13 protein-coding genes and 3 pseudogenes are annotated in these 19,531 nt (G+C 69.5%); 5 read left to right on the top strand and 11 right to left on the bottom strand.

The window, feature by feature from the left end:
- The 5 genes and pseudogenes from AB0D27_RS30820 to AB0D27_RS30800 all read right to left on the bottom strand — a co-directional run.
- The coding region (locus tag AB0D27_RS30820) for a hypothetical protein (protein ID WP_362515371.1) at positions 1 to 317 on the bottom strand (317 nt) is incomplete at its 3' end.
- Between the two features lie 134 nt (positions 318 to 451).
- A complete protein-coding gene (locus AB0D27_RS30815) occupies positions 452 to 2,845 on the bottom strand; it encodes an excinuclease ABC subunit UvrA (RefSeq protein ID WP_362515370.1) in 2,394 nt (797 codons plus the stop codon).
- 240 nt (positions 2,846 to 3,085) lie between these two features.
- Positions 3,086 to 3,537: pseudogene (locus AB0D27_RS30810) on the bottom strand (pyridoxamine 5'-phosphate oxidase family protein).
- 6 nt (positions 3,538 to 3,543) lie between these two features.
- Positions 3,544 to 3,699 (bottom strand): annotated as a pseudogene (locus tag AB0D27_RS30805) (VOC family protein); the annotation flags it as partial.
- 5 nt (positions 3,700 to 3,704) lie between these two features.
- Positions 3,705 to 3,842: pseudogene (locus tag AB0D27_RS30800) on the bottom strand (AraC family transcriptional regulator); the annotation flags it as partial.
- 235 nt (positions 3,843 to 4,077) lie between these two features.
- Here AB0D27_RS30800 and AB0D27_RS30795 point away from each other — a divergent pair.
- Positions 4,078 to 4,560 (top strand): DUF1203 domain-containing protein, encoded by a 483-nt coding sequence (locus AB0D27_RS30795; protein WP_362515368.1) that lies wholly within the window; start codon positions 4,078 to 4,080, stop codon positions 4,558 to 4,560.
- Between the two features lie 424 nt (positions 4,561 to 4,984).
- Here the strand turns inward: AB0D27_RS30795 and AB0D27_RS30790 are convergent, their stop codons facing one another.
- Positions 4,985 to 5,803 carry a maleylpyruvate isomerase family mycothiol-dependent enzyme gene (locus AB0D27_RS30790; protein ID WP_362515367.1) on the bottom strand — a complete coding sequence of 273 codons (819 nt, stop codon included), beginning with the start codon at positions 5,801 to 5,803 and terminating at the stop codon, positions 4,985 to 4,987.
- 578 nt (positions 5,804 to 6,381) lie between these two features.
- Here AB0D27_RS30790 and AB0D27_RS30785 point away from each other — a divergent pair.
- From AB0D27_RS30785 to pgm, 3 genes are all read left to right on the top strand, one after another.
- On the top strand, positions 6,382 to 7,212 hold the full coding sequence (locus tag AB0D27_RS30785) for a PP2C family protein-serine/threonine phosphatase (protein WP_362515366.1): 831 nt from the start codon (positions 6,382 to 6,384) through the stop codon (positions 7,210 to 7,212).
- A gap of 59 nt (positions 7,213 to 7,271) precedes the next feature.
- Positions 7,272 to 8,255: an MASE1 domain-containing protein gene (locus tag AB0D27_RS30780; RefSeq protein ID WP_362515364.1), complete on the top strand. Its 984-nt coding sequence runs from the start codon at positions 7,272 to 7,274 to the stop codon at positions 8,253 to 8,255.
- A gap of 131 nt (positions 8,256 to 8,386) precedes the next feature.
- Complete coding sequence (pgm, locus tag AB0D27_RS30775) at positions 8,387 to 10,027, top strand: phosphoglucomutase (alpha-D-glucose-1,6-bisphosphate-dependent) (protein WP_362515363.1); 1,641 nt, start codon at positions 8,387 to 8,389, stop codon at positions 10,025 to 10,027.
- 142 nt (positions 10,028 to 10,169) lie between these two features.
- On the opposite strand, the gene AB0D27_RS30770 is transcribed toward pgm, so the two are convergent.
- From AB0D27_RS30770 to AB0D27_RS30750, 5 genes are all read right to left on the bottom strand, one after another.
- Entirely contained in the window at positions 10,170 to 11,045 is an 876-nt protein-coding gene (locus AB0D27_RS30770) for a geranyl diphosphate 2-C-methyltransferase (protein ID WP_362515361.1), read from the bottom strand.
- 42 nt (positions 11,046 to 11,087) lie between these two features.
- Positions 11,088 to 12,137: a family 2 encapsulin nanocompartment cargo protein terpene cyclase gene (locus AB0D27_RS30765; protein ID WP_362515360.1), complete on the bottom strand. Its 1,050-nt coding sequence runs from the start codon at positions 12,135 to 12,137 to the stop codon at positions 11,088 to 11,090.
- A gap of 25 nt (positions 12,138 to 12,162) precedes the next feature.
- Positions 12,163 to 13,608: a family 2B encapsulin nanocompartment shell protein gene (locus AB0D27_RS30760; RefSeq protein ID WP_362515358.1), complete on the bottom strand. Its 1,446-nt coding sequence runs from the start codon at positions 13,606 to 13,608 to the stop codon at positions 12,163 to 12,165.
- Between the two features lie 462 nt (positions 13,609 to 14,070).
- Positions 14,071 to 16,110 (bottom strand): N-acetylmuramoyl-L-alanine amidase, encoded by a 2,040-nt coding sequence (locus tag AB0D27_RS30755; protein WP_362515356.1) that lies wholly within the window; start codon positions 16,108 to 16,110, stop codon positions 14,071 to 14,073.
- Positions 16,111 to 16,298: 188 nt separating this feature from the next.
- Positions 16,299 to 17,894, bottom strand: a complete 1,596-nt coding sequence (locus AB0D27_RS30750; protein ID WP_362515354.1) for a M1 family metallopeptidase — start codon at positions 17,892 to 17,894, stop codon at positions 16,299 to 16,301.
- Positions 17,895 to 18,577: 683 nt separating this feature from the next.
- On the opposite strand from AB0D27_RS30750, the gene AB0D27_RS30745 reads away from it, so the two are divergent.
- On the top strand, positions 18,578 to 18,940 hold the full coding sequence (locus tag AB0D27_RS30745; RefSeq protein WP_362515353.1) for a hypothetical protein: 363 nt from the start codon (positions 18,578 to 18,580) through the stop codon (positions 18,938 to 18,940).
- The last annotated feature ends 591 nt before the right edge of the window (positions 18,941 to 19,531 follow it).

The following is a 19,531-nucleotide window of genomic DNA, read 5'->3' as shown; positions in this document are numbered from 1 at the left end:
GCTGGCACCGCCCGGCACCGGCTGGCACCGCCCGGCACCGGCTGGCAGCTGGTCGGCCAGATCCCGCCCGGCGGCGCCTGCGGCGTCAAGACGCTCGCCCGCGAGGCGGGTATCTCCCGCGCATCCCGCACCGGACCCGGGGCCATCTCAAGGACGAGTTCGAGAAGGGGCGGCCGGCCGCCTGATCCGCGGGCCGGCAGCCCGATCCGCGCGAGGCCCGCATCGCCCGGTTGCGCGATCTCCATCACCGGCTCACGGACCAACTCGCCCGCGCCCGACCGGAGTTCAGCCAACTCGAGGGCAGGGGACGACGTCAAGGGCGTCGTCCCCTGCCCCGCCGCTGATGCAGAGTGATCAACAAGGCCGATACCCAAAGGGATCAGGTGGCGTTGGGAAGCTCTGTCCGTGTCCGCTTTGGCCAGGTCTGCTCCGGCCTACGTTCCCGACCCGCTCAGGACACGTAGGCCGCGAGGTGCTCGCCGGTGAGGGTGGAGCGGGCGGCGACGAGATCGGCGGGTGTGCCCTCGAAGACGATTTGGCCGCCGTCGTGACCGGCGCCGGGGCCGAGGTCGATGATCCAGTCGGCGTGCGCCATGACGGCCTGGTGGTGCTCGACGACGATGACCGACTTGCCGGAGTCGACGAGCCGGTCGAGGAGGCCGAGCAGCTGCTCGACGTCGGCGAGGTGAAGGCCGGCCGTCGGCTCGTCGAGTACGTAGACGCCGCCCTTCTCGGCCATGTGGGTGGCCAGCTTGAGCCGCTGCCGCTCGCCGCCGGACAGCGTGGTGAGTGGCTGGCCGAGGCTGAGGTAGCCGAGCCCGACGTCGGCGAGCCGGCCGAGGATGGCGTGCGCGGCCGGCGTGCGCGCCTCGCCGGCGCCGAAGAACTCCTCGGCCTCGGTCACCGACATCGCGAGCACCTCGCTGATGTCACGGCCGCCGAGGTGGTAGTCGAGGACGGATGCCTCGAACCGCTTCCCCTCGCACTCCTCGCAGGTGGTGGCGACGCCGGCCATCATCGCCAGGTCGGTGTAGATGACGCCGGCGCCGTTGCACGTGGGGCAGGCCCCTTCGGAGTTGGCGCTGAACAGCGCCGGCTTCACGCCGTTGGCCTTTGCGAACGCCTTGCGGATCGGGTCGAGCAGTCCGGTGTACGTCGCCGGGTTGCTCCGCCTGGAACCGCGGATCGCGCCCTGGTCGACCGACACCACACCCTCGCCGGCCGGGATCGACCCGTGCACTAGCGAGCTCTTGCCGGAGCCGGCGACGCCGGTGACGACGGCAAGCACCCCGAGCGGGATGTCGACGTCGACGTCGCGCAGGTTGTGCGCCGTCGCGCCGCGGATCTCCAGCGTGCCGGTGGGCTTGCGCACTGTCTCCTTGAGGGCTGCCCGGTCGTCGAAATGGCGGCCGGTGATGGTGCCGCCGGTCCGCAGCCCCTCGACGGTGCCCTCGAAGCAGACGGTGCCGCCCGTAGTACCGGCGCCGGGGCCGAGGTCGACGACGTGGTCGGCGATCGCGATCGTCTCCGGCTTGTGCTCCACGACGAGCACCGTGTTGCCCTTGTCCCGCAGCCGCAGCAGCAGGTCGTTCATCCGCTGGATGTCATGCGGGTGCAGGCCGATGGTGGGCTCGTCGAAGACGTACGTGACGTCGGTGAGCGAGGAACCGAGGTGGCGGATCATCTTGACGCGCTGCGCCTCGCCGCCCGACAGCGTGCCCGACGGCCGGTCGAGCGAGAGGTAGCCGAGGCCGATCTCCACGAACGAGTCGAGGGTCTGCCACAGCGCGGTGAGCAGCGGCGCCACCGACGGTTCCTTGAGGCCGCGGACCCATTCGGCCAGGTCGCTGATCTGCATCGCGCAGGCGTCGGCGATGTTGATCTTCTTGATCTTCGACGACCGGGCCGCTTCGGCGAGACGGGTGCCGTCGCACTCTGGGCAGGTGGTGAAGGTGACGGCCCGCTCCACGAACGCCCGGATGTGCGGCTGCAGCGCCTCCTTGTCCTTCGAGAGCATCGACTTCTGGATCTTGGGGATCAGCCCCTCGTAGGTGAGGTTCACGCCCTCGACCTTCACCTTGGTCGGCTCCCGGTAGAGGAAGTCGTGCATCTCCTTCTTGGTGAACTTGCGGATCGGCTTGTTCGGGTCGAGGAGGCCCGACTCGGCGTAGACCCGCACGGTCCAGAAGCTGTCCGACTTCCAGCCGGGGATGGTGAACGCACCCTCGGCGATCGACTTGGAGTCGTCGTAGAGCTGGGTGAGGTCGATGTCGGAGACCGCGCCCCGGCCTTCGCAGCGCGTACACATGCCGCCGGTGCGGGTGAAGGTCTTTTTCACGGCCTTGGTCCTGTCGGCACCGCGGTCGACCGTGAGCGCACCGCTCGCCTTGATCGAGGCGACGTTGAAGGAGAACGCCTGGGGCGAGCCGATGTACGGCTTCCCGAGTCGGCTGAAGAGGATGCGCAGCATCGCGTTTGCGTCGGTGGCAGTGCCGACCGTGGAGCGGGGGTCGGCACCCAGCCGCTGCTGGTCGACGGTGATCACGGTCGTCAGTCCGTGCAGTACGTCGACCTCGGGCCGTGCCAGAGTCGGCATGAAGCCCTGCACGAAGGCGCTGTAGGTCTCATTGATCAGCCGCTGCGACTCCGCGGCGATCGTGCCGAACACCAGCGAGCTCTTGCCCGAACCGGAGACGCCGGTGAACACCGTCAGCCGGCGCTTCGGGATCTCGATGCTGACGTCCTTGAGGTTGTTCACGCGCGCACCGTGCACGCGGATCAGATCGTGGCTGTCGGCAACGTGCGGCGCAGGCGACTGCGTGTCCGTCGTGGTGACCATGCTCATCGTCTCTCCATCTGTTGGGCGGGGCCGCCTTCGCGGTCTCCGTCGGCGTCGCCTGGCTCGATCCGACCAGCTTCGAGCAGTACGTCTGGTTCTACTTCGTCGGCGCGGTCGCGGCAACGGTCCCTGTCCACCTGATCGGTGGGTCGGCCGGGGTGGCGCTCGGCGCAAGCACCAAGGCATCCACGCCGCTTCGGCCCGTGGCATCTGGGCCCGGGCCACACGGCGCGCCGGGCCGAGGCGTCAGACCAGCCAGCGGCCGTCGCGCATCAGCTCCCGGTCGGGCAGCTCGTTCACCTCGCGCCAAGCCTGGATGCGGCGCGGGGAGATACAAACCAGCGATACGGCTTGGCCAGTGCACGCGGGTCGAAGCCGGTGTGCGCGACGAACCGGTCACCCCGCTGCTGCGGCAGCGTGTAGATCTCGAGGACCTCGACCTCGCCCTCGATCATGGACACGCCGCGGGTGTGGCCAAGGCCGAGCCGAACGGCCCGGGTGGCGGCCAGGTTCCTGCCGGTCGGGCTGTCCGTCGGCGTGGCCGTCAGCAGCGCCTCCCCGTCCCAGTCGAAGGACAGCGGCGCCAGGTGCGGCGCACTGTCGGCCGAGGCACTGGCCACCCAGACGTCTTCGTCGTGGGTGAGGCGATGTCCGATGTCGTGACGACGCTGGGGGCGGGAGCGGGGCCCGGCACTCATCGGTTACGTGCCGGGCCGGTCGGCGGGGCGGACCGTGATCCAGCGCATCCCGCCGTATCCCACGCCGTTGCGGACCTCGAAGCCGAGGGTGTCGCGATGGAAGGCCAGGGAGGCATCCGGATCGTCGTGCGGCAGGAAGCTCGCGTGAATCGTGATGTCCATGGCGGTCACGCTAGCTGCGACCCGGTGACCCGCGCTTCTCGATTCCTGACCGGTCTGGTCACCTGCTTCGCCACGCACGACGGCATCCCCACCGTCACCCGCGCCGCGTGGCGCCGGTAGGCGCTGGGCGGCATACCGACCACTCGGTGAAGCGAGTGACGGCGGCCCGCCGTAAGCGAGCCGCACCTCGCGGCTGAGGTGCCCGGTCGACGTGTGCATTGGCCCGCGTCAACGCAGTCTTTCCTTCGGCGTGACGACCCAGTGCCGTGTCAGACAGCCCTTTGCCCTCGCGGTCGGGGTTGGGGGTGGGCGTCCTGGATTGAACGTGACGTCTGATAACCGCCAGCGCGGTCAACGCTGAGTCGAGAGTCTGGGTGCATGACTACACCATCGATGGTCGCTTTCCGTGTCCATGCGCTTTCCGCTGAGGTGCTGGACAGTGTGCGCGCCAGTGGAGTCGACGCTTTCGGGAATCGCGCGGAGCGCATCACCGCCGAGGGCGGCGAACCCCTCCGCTGCTGTCTGCGCAACGCCGAGGCGGGCGAAGGCCTGCTGCTCTTCGGTTACCAGCCGCCGCTCCCGGCCAGCCCCTACCGCGAGGTCGGCGCCGTACTCGCACATGCTGAACCCTGCGCGGGCCCCGCCGAGGCCGACAGCTATCCGCCGGACTGGCGCGGACGACCGCAGGTGCTGAGGGCCTATGACGACCGCGGCTGGATCCACGACGCGACCACCGTGCACGACGGCCACGATCCAGAGGAAGCGATCGCTCAACTGCTCGCCGAGCCTGACGTAGTGCAGGTCCACAGCCGCAACATCGCCTGGGGCTGCTACATGTTCGCGATCACCCGCGCTGGATAGGACCGGCCGCACCGGCCAACGTAGGCAGCAGTCGCGACGCACCGGGCGCGCTCCTGCCGAGACCGATGCGATCGTCCACACTCTGATGACGGTGAGCGGCAACTGCCGCTGCGGATCATCCGCCGCGGTATCGGCGTCGGTGGTCACCTGGCGGCGGCCCCCGGATGGTGCTGCTGTCCGCGCAGGGCACGGCAGCGGCGAGGAACGCCGACGTCACCTTCACCAGCGCGGATCGGGTCCGGGACGTGATCCACCGCACCCCTCGGGGACGGCGCGGAGGATGCCCGGGTGCCGGCGACGTGGGTATTCCAGTACGACGTCGGGCCGGACCGGAGCGTCGGGTCGTCGTAGGCGCGTGGCGGCCCTTCAGGTACGTACGTACGGCGTCGAGTGACGTGGTCCGGCCGGGCGCTGCCCGCCGCGCTCAGGGTGCCTGGAAGAGAGCCGGGAAACGTGGGGCGAGCCAGGGCTTGCGGCCCCGGACGAGGATGCGGCCCTGGGCGATGGCCCTCGCCTGGCCGCGGCGGCCGAGTGCCATCAGCAGAAAGGTGACCGGCTCGATGAGGATGGTGCAGTCCGGCCGGGCCGGAGGCCGCGAGCCGACGGACACCGCATCGTCGGCCACTGTCACGCCGAACCGGCCGCCGCCCCACAGGCGGATCGCGTAGGAGGCGGTCAGTCCGGCCGTGCGGGCGGTGTCGGTCACCCGCGGCATGGCCGTCATCAGGAACGGCAGGGTCAGCTCGACCCGCGCACGATCGATCATGTGCGCGCGCCCCAGGGCCCGGGCGAGGTCGTACCCGTGGCCGAGCATGTGAGTGAGGAGGTAGGACCCCAGCACGTCCGGGCTCATCGGGCCCAGCGGCGTGACGACGGTTCCCTTTGCGGCACTCACCTCGAGCGCTCTCAGACAGGCGTCGGCCTGCGCCACGATCATCGCGGCCAGCGGCTCGGCCCCCCGCTCACCGAACTCGGCGAGCGCCCGCTCATTGGCCGCGGCGAGGCTCTGCGGCGTACCGTCCCCGTAACTGCGCGCGTGTCCCGCCGCGATATCGGCCATCAGCTCGTTGGCCAGCGCCAGATGCGCTGCCGCCTCCCCGACACTCCACTGCGCCCCAGGTATCCGAAGCCCCATGTCGGTGTCTGGGCGCAGCAGCGCGGCGATCTCCTCAGCGGTATCGCGTATGGCCCCGCCAAGCCCCTCGGGCAAAGCCCGTACATCCTGCCCAGCCACTGATTCCACGCCGCTCCCACCCTCGTTCTCGTCCCTGCGCCCGGATGCGCGCCGCGACCGGGGACGGGGACCCGTTACCGATCACCGGGCGTACAGAAGACCAGGCAACAAGGGCAGCGGCAAGCCCCTGAACAGCGCGGCCGGTCGGCGGGGGCAGAACTGCGGGCGCAAGACGGGCGGTTGCTGACAGGAGCCGTCGCGTCGCCCCCGACCACGCCAGACGATGCGAGACGGTCCAGGGCATCCCATGGAACGAGACGGTCCGGGGCATGACGGTCGCGGTCGAAGACCCCCTCTCGGGTCGTCCGCCGTCTCGGGCTTGCGTGCTGCCGGCCGACGAGCAAACGACTCGCGGTGATCAACCATCACAAGCCGGGGATGTCCGTCCTAGGAGGCGCCGCCGGCAACGGTGCGTCGAGGGATCCCCGGCTGGCGATGAGTCCAGGCCGGCTGCGAGGAGAATGCCGCCCAGGCTCTCCCGGGTGATGCGCCGATGTAGGGTCCCGCCACCTATTTGGCTATCATCCAATAAAGACTCAAATCTGGTCTTTTGTCTTGATAGCGCAGCTTCGCACCCGGGGTGGTCGATGTCCCGCAAACGCCCGACGGGCGACGGCGACGAGCTGCTGGACAGACTCGGGTCGCTGACCGCTCAGGCGCGTGAACGTGCGGAGTCCCAGCGCTCACAGGTCGAGTTGGCCATCGCGCTGCAGCGCGGAATGCTCCCCGGAGTCATGCCGACCGCCCCCGGGTTCCGCGTGGCCGTCCAGTACGCCCCGGCCTGCCACGGCCTCAACGTGGGCGGAGACTGGTACGACGCCTTCAAGATGCCCGGCGAGCGCATCGGGCTCTCCATCGGCGACGTCCAGGGTCACAACATCGAGGCAGCCGCGATCATGGGCCAGGTTCGGGTCGGCCTGCGTGCGCTCGCCTCCGTCACGGGCGAGCCGGGAGAACTTCTCGCCCGGACGAACGACCTCCTTCTGTCCCTCGGCAGCGACCTCTTCGCCACCTGTACCTTCATGCGGCTCGACCCGTCCACCGGAGTGCTGGAGAGCGCCAGGGCCGGGCACATCCCCTGCGTCTGGGCGACGGCGGACGGAAAGTCCGGCATCACCGAGGACGAAGGAGGGCCACCGCTCGGCATACAGGTGGGCATGGAGTACCCGGTGACCCGGCACCGGCTCACCATGGGTGGGATGTTCGTCCTGCTCACAGACGGCGTGGTGGAGGGACCCTCCATGAGTATCGACGAGGGGCTCGAACAGGTGGTGCGGCTCGCGGGCATCGCCGCCGTGGCGGGCATGCCGGCCGGCTCGCTCGCCGCCGCGGTGATCAAGGGTGCCGAGCGCGTGGGCCACGAGGACGACGCGGCGGTGCTGGTGTTCGGCCACGACGCGCCCAGCCTTCAGCCGTAGGGAGGGACGTCACGTCTCTCGCCTCGCCGACCGGGCGGCGGAGGTGTCTGATAACTGCTGTGGCGGGTACACATGAGCTGCGCCGGCCGGCCGTCGTCGCTTTCCAGACAGTGGGAGTCGCCGCCTGCTACTACGCGGCGGGGCGGCTGGGACTCCTGCGGCACCTGGTTGTCGAGGGTGCGGTGTTCACGCCCATCTATCCGCCCACCGGCGTGGCGGTGGCCAGCCTGCTGATCTTCGGGATCCGCTCGTGGCTCGGAATCGCACTCGGTTCCCTCCTCGTCATCCTGTCCCTCCCCTCGTTCCAGCCCTCTGGGTTCGGCATCGTTGCGGGCAATACCGCCGCTCCGGTCTGCGCGTACCTCATGCTGCGCAAGGTGGGCTTCCGGCTCGACCTCAGCCGCTTGCGCGATGGCCTCGCACTGGTGTTCCTGGGAGCCCTGGCCGGCATGCTGATCAGCGCGACTGTCGGCGTCGGCATCCTGGTCCTCGCGGGCAAGCTCGCGGCAGGCGGCTTCTGGCCGGTCTGGCTGGCATGGTGGGTGGGGGACGCGATGGGGGTGCTGATCGTCACCCCGATCCTTCTCATGCTGTACGGGGCGCGCCGGTCTCTGCGCCTGTCGCGGTGGAAGGAAGCCGCGGCACTGGCCCTCGTGGCCTGCTTCCTCGTGCCGCTTGCCACGCGCAGCTCGCTCAGCCTGCTGTTCCTCGTCTATCCGCTGCTGATCTGGGCAGCTCTGCGTTTCCGGCACGGGGGAAGCGTCCTGTGCGCTCTCTTCGCCTCCGTGATGGCCACCATCGCGGCCACGGACGGAGCCGGTCCGTTCGAACGTATGAGTGATGTCGAGGTGATGGTCAAGCTTCAGGCCTTCAACGGATCCATGACCCTGACCGCTCTGCTCCTTTCCGCTGTGATCACTGAGCAGCGCAACACAAGACGCTCCGTGGAATTGGCCTGTCAAGAACTGGTGGCAGTCCTGGAACACCTCACCGCCGGGAACGCTTCACCCAGGCCGCCGCCGTTGGACGACGACGGCCAGTGACACCGGGAGGCTGTGCCGGGCGCGCAGCACAGCGCGGCTCCGATCATCGTCGCGGCACAGTGCGGCGGCGGCGGCCGGTGAGGAAGTATGAGACCACAAGCGACGAACAACCGACGTGGAGGTGCGGGCCCATGCAGCATGAGCGAGCGGGCAGTCCGGCGGGTCCCGAGGATCTCGTCGACGTCCCACGGCTGGTCACCGCGTACTACGCGCTGCACCCCGACCCGGCGGAGCCCGGCCAGCGTGTCGCTTTCGGCACGTCCGGACACCGCGGGTCGTCACTGGCGACCGCGTTCAACGAGGACCACATCGCCGCGACGAGCCAGGCCATCTGCGAGTACCGGGACCGGCAGGGCATCGACGGTCCCCTTTTCCTGGGCGCCGACACCCATGCGCTGTCGGAACCCGCGAAGGTCACTGCCCTGGAGGTGTTCGCGGCCAACGAGGTGTCGGTGCTCCTGGACAGCGCGGACGGCTATACGCCCACTCCGGCGGTCTCGCACGCGATCCTCACCCACAACCGCGGACGGTCCTCGGGCCTCGCGGACGGGGTGGTGGTCACCCCCTCCCACAACCCGCCTGCCGACGGTGGCTTCAAGTACAACCCGCCGAACGGAGGCCCGGCAGGCTCCGAGGCGACCGCCTGGATCCAGGACCGCGCCAACGAGCTCATCGCCGGCGACCTGAAGGACGTACGGCGCATCCCCTACTCCCGGGCGCTCGCCGCGCGCGGCACCGGCCGCTACGACTTCCTCGGCGCGTATGTCGCCGACCTGCCGAGCGTGCTGGACCTGGACGCGATCCGCGCGGCCGGTGTGCGTATCGGCGCGGACCCCCTGGGCGGGGCCTCGGTCGCCTATTGGGGACGCATCGCCGAACAGCACGCGCTCGACCTGACCGTGGTCAACCCGCTCACCGACCCCACCTGGCGGTTCATGACCCTGGACTGGGACGGCAAGATCCGTATGGACTGCTCGTCGCCCTATGCCATGGCCTCGCTGATCGCGCAGCGCGACCGCTTCCAGATCGCCACGGGCAACGACGCCGACGCCGACCGCCATGGGATCGTCACACCGGACGCCGGGCTCATGAACCCCAACCACTACCTCACGGCCGCCATCTCCTACCTGTACTCCCACCGGGAGAATTGGCCCGCGGACACGGGGATCGGCAAGACGCTGGTGTCGTCCGGGATGATCGACCGGGTCGCCGCCGAGCTGGGCCGCCAGCTGATCGAGGTGCCCGTGGGATTCAAGTGGTTCGTGGACGGACTGGTCAGCGGCTCACTCGGTTTCGGCGGGGAGGAGTCGGCCGGCGCGTCCTTCCTGCGCCGCGACGGCTCCGTGTGGACCACGGACAAGGACGGCATCATCCTGGCCCTCCTCGCCTCCGAGATCACCGCGGTGACCGAGATGACACCTTCAGAGCACTACACCGCGCTGACCGCACGTTTCGGCGAGCCCGCGTACGAGCGCATCGACGCCCCGGCCTCCCGCGAGGAGAAGGCCCTCCTCGCGAAACTCTCGCCCGCGCAGGTCGGCGCGGACACCCTTGCCGGAGAAGCGGTCACCGCGGTGCTCACCGAAGCCCCGGGCAATGGTGCGCCCATCGGCGGTATCAAGGTGACCACGGCCAATGCCTGGTTCGCGGCCCGTCCGTCGGGCACCGAGGACGTCTACAAGATCTACGCCGAGTCGTTCCTCGGTACCGACCACCTCCGCCAGGTACAGGAGGAGGCGAAGGCCGTGGTCTCGGCGGCATTGGGCGGCTGACACCGCGGGCGCCTCGGCGCCGGATGTTCCTGCCCCGCCGTCCGCGGCGGGGCAGGAACGGTCCTCGTCGACAACTCGGCCGGGAGTCCACGGCGCTGTCCCGAGCGGGTGCGTCTGCTCAGGCGCTCGCGCCGCCCCGGCCTCAGACGCGGTCGGCTGCGATCAGCAGGTACTGGAAGCTGCCGTTCTTGTACGCGGTCAGGAACGTTTCCTCGATGCCCGTGACCAGACCGTCGGCCTGGCTGCGCAACTCCCAGTAGGGCAGGGCGGCTTCCGTGAGGTCCTCGACGTGGATGGGTACGAGCCGGTTGCGGGCCAGGGCGCGGAAGTACGCCGACCGCGGGTGGATGTCGCAGATGTAATGGGCGTTGATGAGGGACACCTCGCGCGAGGCCTGCCCGTAGGTGTCGTTGTAGCAACCTGTGATCACCACATAGCGCCCGCCGTGGCGGAGCAGCCGGGCGTGTTCGGCGAACAGCAGCTCCAGCTCGACGTACATGGTCGACTCGTTGTTCCACGACCCGGCGAACGCGCCGGTCGGCAGGCCGGTGTCGAGCATGTTGCGATGGTGGTAGCGGACCTTTTCATCGATGCCGCGCTTGCGGGCCTGCGCGTTGGCGAAGTCGGCCTGCTTCGCCGAGATCGTGACGCCGTCGGTCTGGCAGCCGTACCGACGGTGCGCCACGACACTGCCGCCGCCGCGTCCACAGCCCGCGTCGAAGACCCGGTCGGCGGGGGAGAGAGGGCCGAGGTGGGCTGCGAGGAGTTCGGCCTGGGCGTGTTCCAGGCGGTGCAGCTCGGCGGTGATCCGCTCGTGACGCCGGGCCGGGTCGGGCTCGTCGAGTACGGAGTCGTCCGCGGCCCCGATCCCGTAGTGGTGGTGGTACAGGTCGTCGATCTTGCCCAGTTCGAGGTTGACCGGGTTTTCCTCGGTGTTCCAGTAGTCGGCGACGCGGGACTGGTACGTGGACTGGGTCGGGACCGGCGCTGCCGGGGTGGCGTGGGGGGCGGTGGTCAACAGTGACTCCTCGCGGTGCATCTGACGGCAGGTCAGGAGTTGTTACCAGTAGTTCGGCAGGTGGTAGCGGTGGGTGTTGGTGGCGTGCCATTCGTGGTTGCCGGACACCCAGGCGGCGAGGCCCTCGGCGTAGCGCTCGACGAGAGGTGAGGTGGCGGACAGAAGGGCGGACTCCTCCTCGAAGGACGTCATGATCTCGTTGTGGATGTCGACGGACTTGAGGTAGGCGGCCTTCAACCCGCACCGATCGTTGGCGGCGACGACCTGCGGAAGATTGAGATGCGTGGGGTCGTTGGCCAGTTCCTTGGTGAAGGAGTACAGGTCGTTGACGATCGTGGTGGCATTGCAGGCCAGCGCCGTGATCCGCTGGATCTCGGGGCGGGCGTAGACCGCCTCGGGCAGCTCGTAACCGTCCACGGCGTCGACGATGGACAGGCAGGGCCGGAAGTTGTTGAACTGCCGCATCACCAGGTACTCCCACACCCGCGGCACGTACCGTGTCTCCGCCCAGGCGGCCTCGGCGAGGTATCCCAGGTGCAGTCGGGCGATGTCGTGCACGAAGCGGCCGGTCTGGCTCGGCGTGGCGAAGGTGGCGTACTCCTGTACGGCCCAGTGGTACGAGCGGAGCGGTCCGTCGGCCTGCACGCCGTGCCGCCACTGCTTCTCCGCCTCGGTGGTGCCGTGGTAGGCGTCGATCGCCGATTGGGCCATGATCAGCCGGCCGCCCAGGCCGCGTGGTGATCCGCCCTTGTCCTCGCAGTAGCAATCGTCGACGACGTTCTCGGCGAGCAGCAGCTTGCCCGCGGCGGTGAGGCGTTCCAGATCGGCCGCGCCCGGGTGCTGGAGCACCACGGCCCGGCCGAACTGGAAGCCCGCGAAGTCCGCGAACCACGCCACGGGGAACAGCTCGAGGCCGCGGGCCCAGGCCTCCAGCCTGCGATCGACCTCCTCGACCTTCCCGGGATCGGCGGGGACCGCGGGCCGGTGACGCAGCCCGGGGATCGCCCCGCCGCGTCGTGCCCGCACGGTGCGGGCCAGGTTGGGCGGTCCGGGCGGCGAGAACGAGGAAGGGGAGTTCGGCGGCGCGCTCACTGCGTACCCCGTCGGCGGTTCGACGTCATTCGGCGGTCCGTCCGATCTGGACGTTCTCCAAAATCCCCGCCGCGTCGGGGACGAGAATCGCCAGCGAGTAGTAGGCGGTGACCAGGTAGTTGATGATCGCGGCGGTACTGATGCCCATGAACCGGACGTTCAGGCCGGGCTGGTACTCCTCGGGGATGCCCGTCTGGTAGAGGCCGACGACTCCTTGGTCGGCCTCCCCGGTGCGCAGCGCGAGGATGCTGGTCGTGTGCTGCGGGGTGATCGGGATCTTGCCGCAGGGGAACAGCGGGACACCGCGCCAGGCAGGCACCTCGTGCCCGTCGATGTTCGCGGTGCCGGGCACCAGACCGCGTCGGTTGCACTGCCGGAAGAAGGCCGCGATGGCCTTCGGATGGGCGAGGAAGAGCCGGGTCTTGCGGCGCATGGACAGCAGTTCGTCGAGATCGTCCGGTGTGGGAGGGCCGGAGAAGGTGCTGATGCGCTGGCCGTAGTCGGCGTTGTGCAGCAGCCCGAACTCGCGGTTGTTGAGCAGTTCCCACTCCTGTCGCTCGCGGATCTCCTCGATGGTGAGGCGGAGTTGCTCCTCGGTCTGGTCCATCGGGTCGTTGTAGAGGTCGGCGACCCGGGTGTGGACGCGCAACACCGTCTGGGTGAGGGACAACTCGTACTCGCGCGGCGCCAGTTCGTAGTCCACGAAGCCGCCCGACAGCGTCGGCTCGCCCACGTGGCCGGCCTGTACCGGGACGTCGGCCTCGCCCTTGCGGTTCATGGGCCGTTGCTGCAGTTCGGCGTACGCTTCCAGGTGCGCCGCGAGAGACGGCGCCCGCTCGGTGAACTCCGTGACGACGTCCCAGGGGAGTACGAGCACCGTTCCCGCGGTCTCGGCCCGGACCGAACTCAGCCACAGCGGGTCCGACTGGCCGATGGCCTCGTCCCCCATCTGGTCGCCGTCGGTGACGACCCCGATGACCTCCTCCTCGCCGTATTTGCCGGCCGTGTAGCGGGTGAACCGCCCATGCGCGATCAGGTACGCCTCCGTCACCGGCTGCCCGGCCTCGAACAGGACCTGCCCGGCCCGTACTTCCCGGACCCGGAAACGGCTGGCGACCTCCTTCAGGACAGCGGTGTCGGAGTAGCCGCGCAGGACCGGAAGCTCGGTCAGTGTCTCGGGAACGACCTTGATGTCGTCCCCACCGTTCTGTTCGAACTGCACCCTGCCCCGGCCGACGCTGAGCTGCAGACGCCGGTTGACCCGGTAGGTGCCGCCCTTGACGTCCACCCACGGCAGCATCTTCAGCAGCCATCGGGAGGTGATGGCCTGCATCTGCGGCGCGGACTTGGTGGTCGTGGCAAGCCTGCGCGCCGCATGGGTGCCGAGACTGGTGAGCTGTTGGCCGGCGCCGGATTCGTCGGCGGCGGGTTCGTCGGTGGCGGGACCCGTGGCGCTTTCCGGTACGGACACATTCCCTCCCGGGAGGTGAACAAGGGCGAGCGGAGCGGTCGGTGGTGCGCAAGGTCCTCGTGCGCAGCTACCAGGCAAACAGCTGTGACGGGCAGCCGGGTACCGCGCGAAGGGGGCGGTTTCGCGTCCTGGGAGCGCAAACCTCCCCGATGAGGCAGCAGGCACACGGCAACGCGATCGCACGCCGTTCATTCACCCCGGGGCTTCGCTCCGCGCCTGGATCCGGCAGCGGATGCCGACGTCGGCCCGTGATCGCTCACGGGAGTGGGTGAGCGGACGGACTGGGTACACCACGAACTCGGGCAGACGTTCCCGTTGGGCTCCTTCGTTCTGGTCTGCGCCCTGTATCTGCAGTGTCCCGTCGGGTGGGACCAGGACCGGATCACACGGCAGGCAGCGCCGGGGGCCCTTCGCGTTCGAGTTCGTCGACGGCTTCGCCAGGCGCCTGCGGCTGCGGCGCTGTCACTTCCGGGGCGGCAGAGCCGCGGGTGCTGACGGTGCCCCTGCCGTGGCTGGTGCGCCGACCACGTCCACGTCGCTCGCCCGGACATAGGCCAGCCGATAACCGAACTGGATCTCGTAGTACTCCTCCCCACCCTTGACCACCGGGTTGGGCGTGTCACTGAAGGACGACCGGTCGGTGTAGGAGCCGACGAGGCGGGACGATGTCGCATACCGCTGGCCCGCGAGGAGGCTGTACGGAAGCGGCGACTCGGTCTGCTCCGGAACTCCCTCCGGGTAGGCGTCCTCTTCCGGGAGGGCACGCCCGTACACCGAGATCTCGCTCAAGCCGTCCTTGGGCGTCACCATTTGGCCGGTCGCGTTGACGGCCGTCGGGTGCTTCTTCGGATTCCTGAACCAGGCTTTCCGGCCCAGGAACCAGATCGCCGTCCAGTCGCCCTTGCGCCCGGCGACCGCGTAGGTCTGGCCGGCGGACACCCGCGACCCCAGGTCGTTGACGTCCTCCGTGGAGTCGTCGCCGTCCGGGCGTCGGCCCGGGTCCTGGATCAGCGCGGCGTTCTCGTCCGGCTCGGTGTGCAGCCGTACGGCGCTGGAGCCGTGCGGCTTGCAGGGCTTACCGGCCCCGCCGCATCCCGTGAACCGCGGTTTGTACGTGGCGAAGTCCGGCAGCACGGTCACCATGCCGCTCTTCGGTCCGCCCGTGGCACGCAGCGGCGCGCCGAGGAGGTCGAAGTAGTGCCGCCAGTCCCAGAAGGGGCCGGGGTCGTCGTGCATCTCGGGGATGGTCCCGGCTGTCGGGGGCGGCACGTTGTCGTGGCCGAAGATGTGCTGCCGGTCGAGCGGAATGCCGTACTTCTTCGCCAGGTAACGCACCAGGCGGGCCGAGGCCCGATACATCTGTTCCGAGTACCAGGCGTCGGGCTGCGTGAGGAATCCTTCGTGCTCGATGCCGATCGAGCGGGCATTCACGAACTGGTTGCCGGAGTGCCAGGCCTCGTCCTTGGTCCTGATGTGCTGGGTGATGTGGCCGTCACTGGAGCGGACCGAGTAGTGCCAGGAGGACTCCGTCGGATCCTGGATGGTCTTGAGCATGGACCACAGGGATGCCTCGGTGTCGTGGATGACGATGTACTCGATCTTCTGGTCCCTGGGCCGGTCGGCCAGGTCGTGATTGCCGTAGCGGTCGTCGTCGATCTCGGCGTACGGCGCGCCGAGCCAGGAGCAGGCCAGCTCCGCGGGGCACTCGACGTCCTGTCGTCGCTGTGCGCCCTGCGGGGGCGGGGTGTGGGGGCGCACGCGCGGGCTGGCCGGAAGTGTGACGTGCTGTCCCGTGTCGGTGATGCGGTGCGCGCCCTGGCGGATCACCTGGAAGACATCGTTCGCGTACGTCGCCGCCGACGCGGTGTCGCCCGTGCCGGGGAAGCGCGCCACCGCCTCCCACCAGTCCCCGGGTTCGGCGCTGAGCGGATTGCCGAGCTGTCGTTGCGTCGCCGCCAGGAGTGCCGCGCCGCCGCGTACGTTGGCGGCGGCATCCGTCCGCAGCTGCCCGGCCGGGGCTCCGGTCAGGCGGGCGGCCTGCCGCAGGTCCGCCGGCGTCGCGGAGCGGCCGCCCGAGTCGGCCGTGCCCGAGGTCGGCGAGCCCGCCGTCGCCGGTTTCTGCCTGGCACTTCCGTGATGCGGCGGCTCGGTGGCTTGGGCCTGGGCGGTGTCCACCAGGTGCATCGGCCCGTAGCCACCGCCGACGCTCGGGGCGCCGTGATGGGAGTCCCATCGTGACTGGAGGTAGGACACGCCCAGGAGCACACTTCGCGGCACGTGGTACTCGTCCGCGGCGGCCGCGAAGTCGTTCTCCAGACGGTCGGCAGCCGTGCCGTCGGCCGACGAGCCGGTCAGCAGTGGAATCAGGAGCGGAGCCAGGAGCGCCGTCGACGCGGTCGCGCAGACCGTGCGGCGGTACTTACGCACGGCACTGGGGACACAAGGGGAAAAACGTTTTTTCACTGCGGGTGTCTCCAACCGTGCTCGTCGCCACCAGGACATAGGAGTTGCCGTTCACGCCACCCAGTACGTTGCCGTGCCCGCCACGCCACGTCGCGCCAAGGGTCACTGGCGTGGACCAGCGGCCCGGCAGAGGCCACCCGGTCGGCGGCAGCCTGTGCGTTCCGACGGGGGACGTCAGGTCCAGGCCCGTACTGCCGCTTCCCGGCCGGCGCCGGCGGCGTGCCGGCTCAGTCCTGGACCGGGTCCACCTGCCAGTCGGGGTGCCCCGGCATCGGCGGAGTGCGCGCCCCGTACAGCCAAGGAGTCAGGAACGGTTTCAGGTCCTCGCCGGTGACCTTGGACGCGAGCGTGACGAAGTCACGGGTTCCGGCCGCCCGTCCCCGGTACTTCGTCACCCAGGACTGCTCGATCCTCTCGAAGGTCTGCTCGCCGACCTTCTCCCGCAGGGCGTAGAGCACCAGCGCCGAGCCGTCGTACCGCATCTGTTTGAACAGAGCCGGCTCGGTGGGTTCGGCCGGCGCACCGGCGTCTTGACGCCACTGGTCGTGCTGCTCGTACGCCGTCCGCATCGCGGCCTCCATGCTGTCGCCGCCGTGCGTCGCGGAGTAGAGGCGTTCGTAGAAGCGGGCGTGGCCCTCGCTCAGCCACAGATCGGACCACTGCCGGATGGCGACGCTGTCGCCGGTCCACTGGTGGGTCAGTTCGTGCACGAGGTTGCGCTCGGCGTCGACCCGGTCACCCAGCAGGTCGGCCCTTGGTACGACGGACAGCGACTGCGTCTCCAGCGCCACCGGCAGGTCGGTGTCCCCGACCAGCACACCGTAGCGGCGAAAGGGGTACGGGCCGAGCCGCCGTTCCAGCCACGCCAGGTGCTCAGCGGACAGCGAGCGGTACACCTGGGTGTCGGTGACAAGGCCGTCCGGAACCGCGTCCCGAACAGGCAGCCCGCGCGGGCCGGTGCTGTCGACGAACGTGAACTTACCGATCGCCACCTGGACGAGCTGCGCGGCGACCGGCTGCTCGGAGTCGTACGTCCACCTGACCCGTCCACCGGGTCGCCGGACACGTTCCACGAGCCGGCCGTTGGCCACGGCGCTGAGCCCCGGTGGGGTGGTGATGCGGAAGGTGACGGGCGCCCGCAGGCTCGGGTGGTCGTTCGACGGGAAGATCATCTTGGCGCCGTTGGGCTGCGGATAGAGCACAGTGCCGTCGGGTGTGGGCACCCAGCCGTAGTCCTGGATCGCGTCGTCGCGGTGCCGTCGCTGCGTCGGGTCGGCGGTGTACGCGACCCGCACCGTGAAAGTGCCGCCGTGGGGGATCGGCTTCGCGGGAGTGATGACGAGCTCGTCGTCGTGGCGTACAGCGGTCGCCGGTACGCCGTCGACGGTGACCGAGTGCAGTGTGTTGCCCGCGAAGTCGAGGTCGAAGCGGGACAGGGCCTGCGTGGCGGTGGCGCTGATGGTGGTGCTGGCGTCGAAGGGCGTCCTTGGCGCCCGCCAGTCGAAGGCGAGCGTGTAGTGCCGGACCGTGTAGCCGCCGTTGCCGTCGAGCGGCATGAGCGGGTCGCCGATGCCCGGGGCGCCGGGGGATGGGGCCGTGCCGGACGTGCCGGCGGAGGGGCCGGGGGCGGGGGTGCCGGGGGCGGGGGTGCCGGGGGAGCGGTGGCCCCAGTAGGGGAGGGTGCCGGTGAGGACGGCAGCGCCGGTGATCCCGACGACAGTGGTGAGGGCGACGGCGAGGGCCGTGCGGCGGGTACGGAGGGCACGGCGGAACCGGCCCCTCGGGGCCGGTTCCTGCGGAGACCGCGTGAAGCACGTCTTCACCGGGGGATCCGGTGGGCGTCGCGGGTTGCCGGGATCGGTCGGCACACTCGGCTGCCCGTCGGCCGGACGCGGCTGCGGGTCGGCCGGACGCGGCTGCCGGTCGATCCATGTACGGGGCTCCCGGTCGATCCATGTACGGGGCTCCCGGTCGATCCACGCACGGGGCTGCCGGTCGTAGGACTGACTTGCCTGTGGGCGGTCGCGATCTTCATGGCCGCACTATGTCAGTAAGAGATCCCGATCACGATGTATGTCTTCATATCGCCCACCCGCACGGGCTATTGCGCGGAGTGTGCGGGAGCTGGAGTCGGATTGTGCGTGGCCCTGTTGTGGTGCGGGCAAGGGGCATCAGGTGCAGGCCGTCCATGATCGCGGTTTCGGTGCCCATCCGTGGCCCTGGCACTGAAAGCGATCCAGAACCCCGATTCAACTGTCGCCGACGCACCCGTACCCGCACCCGCTCTCGCTGAGCCCACTGCGCCGCGGTCGGGGCGCGCCTCATCGGGATACCTTCATATCGCGGTCGTGTGTAACGCCCTATCCGCGTGCGGCGCAGTTTCATATAAGGGCGCGCGGGCGCCCCCTAAGCGGCCATGGCCCGGGATTTCTTCTACGAGGGAGGCTTCCGGCCTTGACCGCTCTTCCATACCGCCGGAGCGGTGCACACGTCAGATTGGGACCCCGTGAATAACGCCGAACCCATGCAGGAAAACCAGCAATATGACCGCAACCAGGGCCACAGCCGCCGCTACGGAGGAGCGGCAGAGGGCTCCGGCGCACAGCGAGCAGCCCTGGTCATCCACACTATCGCCGACATCGCTGCCCTGTTCCTGGGGCTGTGGATCCTGCTCTACTTGCTCGACGCCAACCAGGCGAATGTTTTCGTCGAGTTCGTGAAGAACGTCGCGGACGGGCTGGCGTGGTGGTCACAGGATATTTTCACCATGGACACAGACGGCCTTCGTGTGCTGCTCAACTACGGTCTGCCCGCGGTGATCTACCTGCTGATCGGGCACGGCATTGCCTCGCGAGTACGCCGTCTCTGAACGAATCCGTCCGCCATTGAGGTCTGTGAAGAATCGGCAACCAAATGGGGCGGATATTGAAACCGGATTGCGCCACATCGCCCTAAGTCTGACGGGAAAACAAGAGACCCATGTCCGGGACCCTTTCGGGCTCGGACATGGTCAGAATCCCGACTCAGGGTCTGGAGCGGGATGGCCCCGGGCGTGCCCGTCTCCGACGCCGAGGTTCACGTGGCACGCCGCGTGGCGCGAGGCGGGGTGGACGCGTTGCGGTCCAAGGGGCCCTCGAGGGTGGCGTCCCTGTTGAGGTCGGCCTGGCGGACGTGGCCGGCGCGAACGTTGGAGCACGGCCCGGCGGCGCACACGGCTGGGTGAGGGCTCGGCGGTGGGCACTGGCCAGGGTCTCCGTGCTGGTCGCGCGCCGCTTCCACGTGCGCTTACGTCAGCCGCAGTCGTCACGGCTCTCGCCGCGTCGAGGCGCGCGAGGCGGCCGGGGAGCAGGCGGCACTGGGGAGGGTCGGCCTCGGTCGTGCCCGCCGCGCAGGCGGCGCGCTTCCGGTGCGGCAGCGGCTGATTCTGGTGCGCCGACGGCTGTTTCGGTGGGGCGGCTCG

This window comes from Streptomyces sp. NPDC048415 (genome assembly GCF_040651675.1).
Classification (GTDB): Bacteria; Actinomycetota; Actinomycetes; order Streptomycetales; family Streptomycetaceae; genus Streptomyces.
Note: the sequence above shows the minus strand (reverse complement) of the source record. Positions and strands in the feature narration are given on the sequence as shown.

Excerpts from the sequence above, each read along its gene's own strand:
- AB0D27_RS30755 (WP_362515356.1), bottom strand. The coding sequence starts at position 16,110 with ATGTCCTGGTGGCGACGAGCACGGTTGGAGACACCCGCAGTGAAAAAA.
- AB0D27_RS30795 (WP_362515368.1), top strand. The coding sequence starts at position 4,078 with ATGACTACACCATCGATGGTCGCTTTCCGTGTCCATGCGCTTTCCGCT.
- pgm (WP_362515363.1), top strand. The coding sequence starts at position 8,387 with ATGCAGCATGAGCGAGCGGGCAGTCCGGCGGGTCCCGAGGATCTCGTC.
- AB0D27_RS30785 (WP_362515366.1), top strand. The coding sequence starts at position 6,382 with ATGTCCCGCAAACGCCCGACGGGCGACGGCGACGAGCTGCTGGACAGA.
- AB0D27_RS30815 (WP_362515370.1), bottom strand. The coding sequence starts at position 2,845 with ATGAGCATGGTCACCACGACGGACACGCAGTCGCCTGCGCCGCACGTT.